Consider the following 1,346-nt stretch of genomic DNA (forward strand, 5'->3'; position numbering starts at 1 on the left):
GGCGGTTCCCCCCGATGTGTGGACACCGGCTGTCATGCTGCGAGCGGTACCTTACTGGCGGTCTGTTGCTCGTAGGTGATCGGGCTGGTTTGCCCGAGGCTCGAATGCCTCCTGATCGTGTTGTATCGCGTGATCCATCGGAATACCTCCAGGCGGGCGTCGCGGGCCGAGGCGAAACGGTCGGCGCCCTGTAGCGTTTCCCGTTTCAGGCTGCCGTTCCACGCCTCGGCGACGGCGTTGTCGGCGCTGGAGCCGACCGCGCCCCGGGACTGGATCACCCCGAGCTCGGCGCACACCGCGGCGAACTGCTCGGAGCAGTATTGGGCGCCGTGGTCGGTGTGCAGGATCGCCCCGGCCAGATTGCCGCCTCGGGTCGTGGCCGCGGCGCGTAGCGCGTCGACGACGAGGTCGGCACACATGTGGTCGGCGATCGACCAGCCCGCCAACCGGCGTGAGAACAGATCGATGACCGACGCCAAATACAGGAATCGGCCCTCAGCGATCGGCAGGTAGGTGATGTCGCCGACGTATTTCTGGTTGGGTCCGGCCGCAGTGAAATCGCGTCGCAGCAGATCGGGCACCTTCTGCCGCGACGGTTCGGGCAGTGTGGTGCGAACCTTCTTCCGTAGCCGCAGCCCGGCGATGCCGTACTTGCGCATCACCCGCTCCACCCGCTTGCGATTGACCGGCGGCTCACCCTGCTCGGCAGCTCGGTCGTTGAGTTCGGCGGTGATGCGCGGGCTGCCGTAGGTGCTGTCCCACTCACGGTGGATCGCGCGGATCCGCGCGGCGAGCCCGGCATCGGCAGCCTCACGAGCCACCCGCCCCGGCGCCGCCGAGATCCATCGGTAGAACCCCGACCGGGACACCTGCAGCACACGGCATAGTCGCTTCACCCCGAAGGCGTCACGATGGTCGGCGACGAACTGGAAGCGACTCACCATTTCGTCTCGCCCGCGAAATACTTCGCGGCCCGCCGCAGAATCTCCCGCTCGACCTCGAGCTCGGCGATACGGGCCTTGAGCTGCTTGTTCTCCTGTTCCAACACGGACGGCGAGGATACCGTTCGGTCTGCCTTGCCCGCTGATGGCCGCCCGTCCGACCCGACCGGCCCACCAGCCGTGCCAGCGGCGCGGGCCTGGCGCACCCACAGCCGCAACGTTTCCGGGTGTACTCCCAGATCGCGACCCACCGCCGCGTAGGTCTTGCCCGGATCGGACAGATACAACGCGACCGCGTCGGACTTGAACTCCTTCGGATAGGGCCTGGTCCCCACTATCAACTCCTCGAACTCCGGACCCTACGGTCCAGCTACTCAAGGTGTCCACACCCCGGGGGGAACCGCC

Annotated in this window: 1 protein-coding gene; it reads right to left on the bottom strand. The window is 67.2% G+C overall.

Annotated elements, in window-relative coordinates; translation table 11 throughout:
* Nucleotides 1-32: 32 nt before the first annotated feature.
* A protein-coding gene (locus ACWEO7_RS39550; protein ID WP_452430982.1) for an IS3 family transposase occupies nt 33-1,276 on the bottom strand; the annotation gives its coding sequence in 2 pieces (ribosomal slippage) (nt 33-955 and nt 955-1,276; 1,245 coding nt in all).
* Nucleotides 1,277-1,346 lie beyond the last annotated feature (70 nt).

This window comes from Nocardia sp. NPDC004260, assembly GCF_053603155.1.